This is a genomic window from Carnobacterium sp. (assembly GCF_040274425.1).
Genome location: NZ_JBEMBC010000007.1, coordinates 58,709 through 69,988 on the forward strand (window position 1 = coordinate 58,709; position 11,280 = coordinate 69,988).

General features: G+C 33.1%; 10 protein-coding genes. 8 read left to right on the plus strand and 2 right to left on the minus strand.

Translation table 11 applies throughout. The features are described from left to right. Positions 1-13: 13 nt before the first annotated feature. The 8 genes from rpmI to lplA all read left to right on the plus strand — a co-directional run bounded on the left by rpmI (position 14) and on the right by lplA (position 9,523). The gene (gene rpmI, locus ABS911_RS02715; protein WP_023177295.1) at positions 14-211 is read left to right on the plus strand and encodes a 50S ribosomal protein L35; all 198 of its coding nucleotides are present in this window, start codon (positions 14-16) and stop codon (positions 209-211) included. A 102-nt stretch (positions 212-313) separates the two neighbouring features. Next, complete coding sequence (gene rplT / locus ABS911_RS02720; protein ID WP_029277585.1) at positions 314-676, plus strand: 50S ribosomal protein L20; 363 nt, start codon at positions 314-316, stop codon at positions 674-676. Positions 677-981: 305 nt separating this feature from the next. Next, complete coding sequence (locus ABS911_RS02725) at positions 982-2,661, plus strand: peptide ABC transporter substrate-binding protein (RefSeq protein ID WP_350466178.1); 1,680 nt, start codon at positions 982-984, stop codon at positions 2,659-2,661. Positions 2,662-2,842: 181 nt separating this feature from the next. Further along, positions 2,843-4,501: a peptide ABC transporter substrate-binding protein gene (locus ABS911_RS02730; protein WP_350466179.1), complete on the plus strand. Its 1,659-nt coding sequence runs from the start codon at positions 2,843-2,845 to the stop codon at positions 4,499-4,501. A 379-nt stretch (positions 4,502-4,880) separates the two neighbouring features. Continuing rightward, the gene (locus tag ABS911_RS02735; RefSeq protein WP_350466180.1) at positions 4,881-5,966 is read left to right on the plus strand and encodes a M42 family metallopeptidase; all 1,086 of its coding nucleotides are present in this window, start codon (positions 4,881-4,883) and stop codon (positions 5,964-5,966) included. A 197-nt stretch (positions 5,967-6,163) separates the two neighbouring features. Then, entirely contained in the window at positions 6,164-7,567 is a 1,404-nt protein-coding gene (hemG, locus tag ABS911_RS02740) for a protoporphyrinogen oxidase (RefSeq protein ID WP_350466181.1), read from the plus strand. Between the two features lie 138 nt (positions 7,568-7,705). Beyond that, positions 7,706-8,452 carry an MBL fold metallo-hydrolase gene (locus tag ABS911_RS02745; protein ID WP_350466182.1) on the plus strand — a complete coding sequence of 249 codons (747 nt, stop codon included), beginning with the start codon at positions 7,706-7,708 and terminating at the stop codon, positions 8,450-8,452. A 51-nt stretch (positions 8,453-8,503) separates the two neighbouring features. Further along, complete coding sequence (gene lplA, locus ABS911_RS02750) at positions 8,504-9,523, plus strand: lipoate--protein ligase (RefSeq protein WP_350466183.1); 1,020 nt, start codon at positions 8,504-8,506, stop codon at positions 9,521-9,523. Positions 9,524-9,569: 46 nt separating this feature from the next. Here the strand turns inward: lplA and trpS are convergent, their stop codons facing one another. Next, positions 9,570-10,574 carry a tryptophan--tRNA ligase gene (gene trpS, locus ABS911_RS02755; protein ID WP_350466184.1) on the minus strand — a complete coding sequence of 335 codons (1,005 nt, stop codon included), beginning with the start codon at positions 10,572-10,574 and terminating at the stop codon, positions 9,570-9,572. 91 nt (positions 10,575-10,665) lie between these two features. Then, positions 10,666-11,037, minus strand: a complete 372-nt coding sequence (locus tag ABS911_RS02760; RefSeq protein WP_350466185.1) for a DUF3899 domain-containing protein — start codon at positions 11,035-11,037, stop codon at positions 10,666-10,668. Positions 11,038-11,280: the final 243 nt, after the last annotated feature.

Sequence of the window (11,280 nt, forward strand, 5' to 3'; positions counted from 1 at the left end):
GAGGAAATAACAAATGCCAAAACAAAAAACACACCGTGGTTCAGCAAAACGGTTCAAAAGAACAGGTAACGGCGGATTAAAACGTCACCATTCTAAAACAAGCCATATGTTTGCAAACAAATCACAAAAACAAAAACGTAAATTACGTAAATCAGCAATGGTATCATCAGGCGATATGAAACGTATCCGTCAACAATTAGCTAAATGGTAATCAGTTACTTTTAGCATCGTTAGTTCATTTCAAAATGAACATCATTCAAATTAGTCAAAAGAGTTTTCTTGTATAGAGAACATCTTAGAGGAGGAAATTAATATGCCACGTGTAAAAGGTGGAACGGTTACTCGTAAACGTCGTAAAAAAATATTAAAATTAGCAAAAGGGTATTACGGTTCTAAACATATTTTATTCAAAACAGCTAAGCAACAAGTAATGAAATCATATACTTATGCTTACAGAGACCGTCGTCAAAAGAAACGTGATTTCCGTAAATTATGGATCGCTCGTATTAATGCAGCTGCTCGTTTAAACAACATGAGCTACAGCACATTTATGCATGGTCTTAAATTAGCAGAAATCGATGTTAACCGTAAAATGTTAGCTGATATCGCTGTTACAGATGCTGCTGCATTCACAGCATTAGCTGAACAAGCTAAAACTGCATTGAATAACAAATAATATTCTAAAAGCTATTTCACTATTCTGTGAAATAGCTTTTTTTTATGGGATAATATCAAGAAAAATGTGTCGGTATTGTAACAAATAAAACAAATTTTTTAATGAACAAAACTAGTTGGAAAAACTATAAGTATAGGCTTCTTCCGAAAAAAGAATGAGTTTATGATTAAAATGAAATATTTTTATTACATTTTTTTAATAATTTATATTGAATTTGTGATAATAAGATGATAATATAATTTGAGTAAACTAATATTGCGTTATGGATTATTAGAAGAATTGAAAAAGAAATAGGGGGATTTAAGATGAAAAAGAGTAAATTAGTTAGTTTATTAGGTTTAACAGCTACATCTGCATTAGTTTTAGCAGCTTGTGGTGGTGGGAGCGATGGAGAAACAGCAAATACAGAATCAACAACTTCTGGATCTTCTGAAGAGCAAGTACTGAACCTAATTGAAAGTGCTGAATTACCAAATATGGATTCTGCAAAATCAACAGATGTAGTAAGTGGTACTGTTTTAAATAACGTAAATGAAGGATTATATCGTCAAAACCCTGAGAATAAACTTGAATTAGGAATGGCTGCTGAAGAACCAGAAGTCAGTGAAGATGGTTTAACATATACCTTTAAAATTAAAGAAGATGCAGTTTGGTCTAATGGAGATCCTGTAACAGCCGATGATTTTGTCTATGCTTGGCAACGTTTAGCAACTCCTGAAACAGCTGCTGAATATTCATATATGATTGACGGTGTTGTTAAGAATGCTTCTGCAATTTTAACTGGAGAAATGGAACCTTCAGAATTAGGTGCTACAGCTGTTGATGAAAAAACTTTAGAAGTCCAATTAGATAAAGCTGTACCTTACTTCAAAGATTTATTAACACTTCCAATGTTTTTACCGCAAAATGAAGCTTTCGTAACAGAACAAGGCGAAAATTATGCAACAAATAGTGATACTGTTCTTTACAATGGTCCTTTTGTATTAGATGAATGGGATGGAACTGGCTTAAGCTGGGTATTGAATAAAAATGAAGAGTATTGGGATGCAGGAACTGTAGCGTTAGATACAATCAATGTTGACGTAGTTAAAGAAACATCTACTGCAATCAACTTATACGATACAGGAGCAGTTGACCGTATTACTTTATCAGGTGAATATGTTCAGACAAAACAAGGCGATCCTGAATTGAAAACTCAACCAACATCATCTGTTTTCTACTTTAAATTTAACCAAGAACGTGATGGAGAAGAGACGCCTTTAGCTAATGAAAATATTCGTAAAGCTATTGCAATGGCATTTGACAAACAAGCTTTTGCTGACACAGTTCTTCAAAATGGTTCTATTCCAGCTAATGGGTTAGTTCCTGCTGAATTAGCTGTTGATCCAGCTTCAGGTGAAGATTTCCGTGAACAAAGTGGAGACTTACTAACTTATGACGTTGAACAAGCTCAAGAGTATTTTGAAGCAGGTCTAAAAGAGTTAGGTGTAGATTCACTTACTTTAGAAATTTTAGGTGATGATACTGAAAATGCTAAAAAATCTCTAGAATTTATGCAAGGACAATTGACTTCAAATCTACCAGGATTAGAAATCAACTTAAGAAATGTACCATTTAAAGTTCGTTTAGATGCTGATACGAATCAAGATTACGATATTGAAATGGCTGGTTGGGGAGCTGACTACGCAGATCCAATCAACTTCTTAGAATTGTTCCATTCAGAAAATGGGAACAACAAATCTAGCTACTCAAATCCTGATTACGATGCATTAGTTGAAAGTGCTCAAACAAACGTAACAGATTTAGAAGGTCGTTGGGAAGATATGTTAGAAGCTGAAAAAATCTTGATGGAATCGGGCGGAATTGCACCAATTTATCAACGTGCATACTCTGTTCTAGAAAAAGATTATCTTAAAGATTACTCAAGTCACTTAACAGGTGCAGAATATTCATACAAATGGGCTTCTATTGAAGGAAAAGAATAAAATTTTAGATAAAAAGAGCGAATTATATTCGCTCTTTTTTTGTGTTTAGCATGTGAGAAGGATAAGATTACTATTAGAGTAAGTAAATACTCATTTCTCTCTCTTTTGAATGATGATAAAATGAAGAAGTTATGAATATTTTATCATCAAATTTTATTATGATTCATTAGGAGGAAAAGAAGTGGAAAAGAAAAAATATCTTCAGTTAATGGGGTTGTCGCTTGCTTCTGTTAGTTTATTAGCAGCTTGTGGTGGAAACAAAGAAGAATCGACAACAAATTCATCTGGAAACGCCAAACAAGAATTAAACTTAATTGAGTCAGCTGAGTTACCAACAATGGATACAGTATTAGCAACAGATGCTGTTAGTTTCAATGTAATGAACAATGTTAATGAAGGACTATACCGTCAAGGACCAGATGGTGAACTTGTTTTAGGAATGGCTTCTGAAGAACCAGAAGTCAGTGAAGATGGTTTGACTTATACCTTTAAAATTAGAGAAGATGCTGTATGGTCAAACGGTGACCCTGTAACAGCTGACGACTTTGTTTTCGCATGGACACGCTTAGTAACACCTGAAACAGCTGCAGAGTACTCTTATATGATTGAGGGAGTAGTAGCAAACGCATCGGCTATTTTACAAGGCGAAATGGAACCGTCTGAACTTGGAGTGACAGCTGTTGATGATAAAACGTTAGAAATCCAATTAGAAAAAGCTGTTCCTTATTTTGAAAGTTTGACAACATTATCAATGTTCTTCCCGCAAAATGAAGCTTATGTTACAGAACAAGGAGAAGCTTATGCTTCAAATAGTGATCATATTCTTTACAACGGACCATTTGTATTAGATGAATGGGATGGAACTGGCTTAAGCTGGGTATTGAATAAAAATGAAGAATATTGGGATGCAGATGCTGTTGAATTAGATACAGCTAATATCGACGTTATCAAAGAAACGTCAACTGCTTTGAATTTATATGATACTGGTTCAATCGATCGCATGATATTATCAGGCGATTACGTACAAACTCAACAAGGTAATCCAGACTTACAAACTCAACCAACATCTACTGTAGCGTACCTTAAATTCAATCAAGAACGTGATGGAGAAGAAACAGCTTTAGCAAATGAAAATATTCGTAAAGCGATAGCAATGGCATTTGATAAACAAGCATATGTTGATACTGTACTTCAAAATGGTTCTATTCCAGCTAACGGACTTGTTCCACAATCATTAGCTGTTGATCCATCAACGGGAGAAGACTACCGTGAACAAAATGGAGATTTACTAAACTTTGATCTTGAACAAGCTCAAGAATATTTTGAAAAAGGGTTACAAGAATTGGGAGTAGATTCTTTATCATTAGAAATTTTAAGTGACGATACTGAAAATGCTAAAAAATCAATTGAATTTTTACAAGGGCAATTAACACAAAACTTGCCAGGTTTAGAAATTACATTGAGAAATGTACCGTTTAAAGTACGTCTAGATGCTAACAGCAATCAAGATTATGATATTCAATTAGCATTATGGGGAGCAGATTATGCTGATCCTATTAATTTCTTAGAATTATTCCAATCAGAAAATGGAAATAATAAATCTGGATACAGCAGTGCTGATTACGATGCTCTAATTGAAAGTGCTCAAACAAATGTAACAGATTTAGAATCACGTTGGCAAGATATGCTTGATGCAGAAAAAGTATTAATGGATGAAGCTGGTATTGCACCAATTTATCAACGTGCTTATGCTGTATTAGAAAAGGAACACGTTCAAGATTTTACAACTTATTTAGTTGGAGCAGAATGGTCGCTTAAATGGACGTCTGTAACAAAATAATTTAAGTGAAAAAATGAATGTATTAAATAAGAAAGAGTCTGGAACTAGTTTCAGGCTCTTTCTTATTTATATTGATTTTAGAATGTTGTTTAACAAATGGTGTAGGTACAACAAAATAAATTTCTTTCCGGAATAGATGGTTTTGCTTGTGGGAAAGCCATGTGGCCGATTGAAGATTTTTGTCTTCAAACATTCAAGCCTTAGTCAAGGCTACAAGCAACCCTTATTCCACTAGAAATATCCTGCAATCGATTTAACTCATCTATCAATACTAAGAATTATAGAGACTGTTTAATTACGAAAAAGCAGTTTAGGAAAACTTTTTTTTGAGAAAAACAGTGGTATAATTAAATGAATAATTGAATAGGGGGACTAGATAATGAAAGAAACAGAACTAAAAATGCTAAAAGAACTAACAGATGCAAAAGGTATTTCAGGAAATGAAGGTCAAGTCAGAGATGTCTTTGTAAAGTATGCAGAAAAAAGTGCAGATACGATTAGTTATGATGGATTAGGTAGTGTAATTGCGAAAAGCGTTGGTGATAAGACTGGACCTAAAGTATTGTTTGCTGGTCATTTAGATGAAGTAGGCTTTATGGTAACTAAAATTACAGAAGAAGGATTTATTAAATTTCAAACGATCGGTGGTTGGTGGGCACAAGTTATGCTGGCTCAACAAGTTGAAATTACGACAGCAAAAAATAAAGTTATTCATGGGGTCATTGGATGCAAACCACCACATGTTTTAACTGCTGAAGTGCGAAATAAAGCCTACGATATTCAAGAGATGTTTATTGATATTGGAGCTTCATCAAAAGAAGAAGTAGTACAATGGGGAATTAAGCCTGGGGATATGGTAACACCATATACTGAATTTAGACGTTTAAATGGTTCTAAATTTATGTTGGCTAAAGCTTGGGACAATCGCATTGGAACAGCTGTTACTTTAAAAGTATTGGAAAACTTAAAAGCTGAAGGGCATCCTAATAAAGCCTTTGCAGTTGGGAATGTACAAGAAGAAGTTGGACTAAGAGGAGCAAAAACAGCCACACATTTAGTCGATCCTGATATTGCATTCGCGCTTGATACTGGTACAGCAGGAGATACTCCTGGGATGACTGAAAAAGAAGCCGATTCTAAATTAGGAAAAGGCCCACAAATCATTATTTATGATGCTTCCATGATAGCTCATAAAGGCTTGCGTGATTTTGTTGTTTCTGTTGCAGAAGAATTAAATATCCCTTTCCAATATACAGTGATTGCAGGTGGAGGAACAGATGCAGGAAGTCAGCATGTAAGTAAAAATGGTATACCAGCATTAGCGATTACGGTTGCGACGCGTTACTTACATTCTCATACCTCAGTTATTCATGAAGACGATTATTTGAATACTGTAAAATTAGTTACAGAAGTCATCAAACGTCTAGATAGTGATACAGTTGAAAAAATTAAATACCATAGTTAAAATAAGATTTAAATAAAAACTGTAGTGCGTAAGTTTCATACGCACTACAGTTTTTTTGCCTATTCATATTTCTGTATCTTTATGACAAATCCATGAACTTTTGACTAATCTTTTATAGATAAATTAGAATAACGTTTCTTTTTATTAAAATAACAAGTAAAATGAGAGTAATGGATTAAAGTGAGGGGGGGAAATAAATGGAGAGAGCCAAAAAGAGAATTGCAGTAATAGGCGGCGGAATAACTGGGCTAGTTACTGCTTATCGAATAAAACAGCAAATTGTAAATGAACAGCTACCTTTCGAACTTATTTTATTAGAGTCTGCTCTAAAAGTAGGTGGTAAAATTTACACCATGAAGTCAGGTGACAACTACTTTGATTTAGGCGCTGAATCAATCGATATTCGCTATCCCGAAGCAATGGATCTGATTAAAGAATTAGGTCTAATGGATCAGTTAGTTTATAGTGAAGGAAATAAACCAGATATCTTTTTTTATAATAAGTTGCACAATCTTAATTACCCAACTTATAAAGGTATTCCAGTGAGGAAAATGGATATTTGGAAAAGTGACCTACTAACGTTTCAAGGGAAAATGGCTAGTTTTAAAGATAATCTATTTCCCTTAAAACCCTTAGATAAAGATATTCAGATGAGCCGGTATCTTAAAAGCCGATTTGGAGAAGAATTAGTAGAACATATTGTTGAGCCTTTCTTTTCAAAAGTTTATGCTAGTGATTTGGATGAAATGGGAATTAAATCTTCCAAAGAGGTCATTTATTCATTAGAACAAAAGTATGGAAGCTTATCGAATGGTATCAAACATCATCCTGAATTATTGGATGGTTCTGGTAATTATGTTACTTTCCAAAAGGGATTAGCTGTTTTAACCGATAAATTAACTGAAATTCTAAAACCACATATTCAAACAAGTAAAAAAGTTTTTGAAATTAAAGAAGGTACTGAAGGCACTTATATTATTGATATTAACCGAAAAGAACAGATGCGGGTTGGCGCAATTTGCATTGCAACACCAGTAACCGAATATTCAAAACTAATAAAAAATGAAACTTTTGGACAAACTTTTGACCAAGTTGAAACGGCGTCTATTGGATATATTTTATTTAAATTTAAAAAAGCAGCTATTAAAAATGAACCAATTGGTTTTGGTGTAGTGACTCCTAGAAGAAATGATTCTTATGTGACTTCAATTGTTTTTTTAAATAAGAAATGGCCATTTCTTAAAGATGAAGAGGATGTTTTTATAGGTGTGAGTTTTGGTAGAAAAGGTGAAGATCTACTTGTTACCTTGGGAAATAAAGAAATAGAAGAATCGATACTAAAAGACCTGGAAATCATACTTGGTATTACTGATAAGCCAATAAACCGAATTGTAAAACGTTGGCCTGACGCGATACCTCAGTACACTGTAGACCTAGAAGAAAAGACAAAAGAAATGATAGAAATGTTAAATTATGAATATCCGGGAATTTATATCTCTGGGATAGGGCTAGAAGGTTTTGGGATCAACCAATGTATTGGCCAAGCAAATAGAACAAGCAATAAAATAGTTGAACACATAAAAAAACAAAATTGTGTTTAAAATAAAAACAGACAGCTTATAATAAAATAAAAGACTCCTTTTTAAAATAAAAAGGTTTTTTTTATTTTAAACTATGCTGTCTTGGTGTAAGGTGTTAGAGAAAAGATAAAATAAAAAAATAGAAGCGAGGGATAAAAAATGAAGTTAACCATTTTAGGATTTTGGGGTGGATATCCAACGAATAATTCAGGCACAAGTTCGTATTTATTGGAAGCTGAAAATTATCACCTATTAATTGATGCAGGAAGTGCTTCTTTAATTGCTTTAGAAAATCATTTGGATCCATTACAGTTAGATGCGGTAATTTTATCTCATTACCACTATGATCATATTGCTGATTTAGGGGTGTTGCAATTCACACGTCAGTTGAAGCGAATGAAGAATAATCTTGAGAGAGCTCCAATGTTGCCTATTTATGGACATGCAGGAGATAAGGAAAATTTCAAAAGATTAACGATGGACCTTGTAAGTGAAGGTATAAAATACGAAGAGAATGAAAAAATATATATAGGACCTTTTGAAATTCACTTTATGAAAACATTGCATCCAGTAGAATGTTATGCGATGAGAATCGTTGAAATAAAAACAGGAAAGACTCTTGTTTATACCGCAGATTCTGGCTATCTAGCTGACTTTATTTCATTTAGTAAAGATGCTGACGTCTTGCTAGCAGATACAAATTTTTTTAATGGAATGGAAAATCATCGCGTTCACATGACAGCTTCTGAAGTAGGAAAGATTGCAAATGAAGCAAATGTAAAAAAAGTTATTTTGACACATTTGCCTCAAGAAGGAGACTTACAGCTTTTAAAAGCACAAGCCGTTAATGAAACGCCAACAACAGAAATGATATTGGCTAAAAAAGATCTTATAATTGAGATTTAATGAAAACAACAATAGAAAATAAAGAAAAAAGCCAGGAATGAGGAAAATTAGATGTATTATGTTAAAAATGCCCGCAATGGAAAAGAAATAACAGATCCTGCTATTAACTTAGCAATTGAATACCACTTATTAAATAATGTCATATTGGATGAACCAATCTTACTATTCTATATTAATGAACCCTCTATTATAATTGGAAGAAATCAAAATACAATCGAAGAAATCAATACAGATTACGTTGAAAAAAAGAATATTCACGTAGTCCGTCGATTTTCAGGTGGTGGAGCTGTATACCATGATTTTGGAGTATTTTGTTTTTGTTTTATTACAAAAGATGATGGGGATTCATTTCGCGATTTCGGAAAATTCACAGAGCCTATAATTGATTCTTTACACAAAATGGGAGTAGAAGGCGCTAAGCTTGAAGGTAGAAATGATTTATTGATCAATGGACAAAAATTCTCTGGAAATGCGATGTATTCAAAAAATGGACGAATGACCGCACATGGTACGATCATGTTTGATAGTGATATTGAAGAAGTCGTGAACGCTCTTAAGGTAAGAAAAGATAAAATTGAGTCAAAAGGAATCAAATCAATAAGAAGCCGTGTAACAAATATAAAACCTTATTTATCTGATGATTATCAATTTTTAAGTACAAAAGAATTCCGTGATCGTTTATTGCTGAGTATTTTTGATGTTAATACTCCTGAAGAAGTTAAGGAGTACAAATTGACGGATGAAGATTGGAAACAAATTGAAGAACTATCTGAAAAGTATTTTAGTAATTGGGATTGGAACTATGGAAAATCGCCAAAATTTGAGTTAGTTCGTCGTCACCGTTTTTCTATTGGTTCAGTAGAATTCAAAATGAACGTAGATAAAGGTTTCATCCAAGATATCCGTATTTTTGGAGATTTCTTTGGATTAGGAGACATTTCAGATGTGGAAGAACAATTGAATGGAACTAAGTACGATGTAACATCAATAAGTGAGGCTCTTAACGACATAAATATCAAAAATTACTTTGGAAATATCACTAAAGAAGAATTAATACACTTAATATACTAAAAGAAAACACCGTTAGAATTCCTATTCTAACGGCGTTTTCTTTTTGCTATTTTCTTTTTCTGCCTAAACCAATTGCATTTCTCATTTTTAAAAGAGTTTTATCAGCTACCATGCGTGCTTTAATGGCGCCCTCATCCAAAATGGAATCTAACTCATCTGAATGGATCAATTCATTGTGTCTAATTTGAATAGGTTCCAATACCGAAACGATAGCTTCCCCTAGATCTTCTTTAAATTGACCATACCCACTATTTTGATAACGATCTACTAATTCAGGAATACTGAACTCAGTAAATGAAGCGTAGATGGTTAATAAATTAGAGATACCAGGTTTATTTTCAGGATCATACTCAATTACGCCACTTGAATCTGTTACAGCACTCTTAATTTTTTTGCGAATGATTGTGGGTTCATCTAACATTGAAATAAAACCCTTTTTATTCTCATCAGACTTACTCATTTTTTTCAAGGGATCTTGTAAACTCATAATACGTCCACCAGATTCTGGTATGTTTACTTCTGGCGTTGTAAGCAATTGATTGCCATTGCCGTATTTATTGTTAAATCGAATAACAAAATCTCTGGTTAATTCTAAATGTTGCTTTTGGTCATCCCCAACAGGAACTAAGTCAGATTGGTAAAGGATAATATCGGCTACCATTAGAGGAGGGTAAGTCAATAAACCAGCAGATACGCGAGCACGATTATTTTTTGCAGATTTATCTTTAAATTGAGTCATCCGTTCTAATTCGCCTAAACTGGTATTACATTGGACGATCCAAGCAGCTTCAGCATGTGCAGAGACTTCAGATTGAATAAAAATAGTTGCTTTTTTTGGATCTAGTCCGATAGCTAAGTATAATGCAGCAAGACTTTTCGTTTGTTGTCTAAGCTTCAGTGGTTCTTGTTGTACCGTAATTGCATGCTCATCCACGATACAAAAGTAACTTGTATAACTTTCTTGTAAGTCTATAAACTGTTTCATTGCTCCAATGTAATTTCCAATAGTAGGAGTTCCACTAGGCTGGATACCTGAAAAAATTGTCTTCATTAATTATACACCCCTTAATTCTAAATACATTAATTATTATACGCTATTTTAAGATGGATTAAAGAATTTGTTCATAATAACTACTAAATGATCATCTTTCAATAAGATAATAAGCTAGCAAGGTAAGGATGCAAACAATTAATAAGGCTGAACCTACTTTTAAAAAAAAATGATACCCTTTTCCGAATACTTTTGAAAGTGGTTTTACGTTTAATTCTTCATCTGAGTTTCTGCCCTTTCGAATATTGAAAGCAGCTTTCCTCATACTATAATTAAAAAAATCAAAAAATCCTGAAGAAAAAGATGCACCAAAAAGTCCAATAATAAGAAATAAGGCAGCTCCGTAAAAAGTAAGATTTGTAGTATGATAGAATGAGAGTTCTCTATAGAGTATAAGTTCTAATAGTATACATAAAACGAGTATAGCTAAAAAGATCCGAACAGGTGTAAATTTTTGTTTCAATTAATTTCCTCCTTGAAATAGATAAATAATCGTTCTAAATCCATTATAAAGGAATACAATGAAAAATGTATGAATAAAATTAGGTTTAGGTAATGCTTTATCTTTTGTAAAACAATACGTTTTCTACTTGTTTTCTAATCTTTTTGTAATCTTTCAGCAGAATATGATAGCATAATTCAAAAAAGTTTTGCAATATTGCTTTTGACAAGCTATTCTATATAGTATATTCTTTTTTAATAGAAG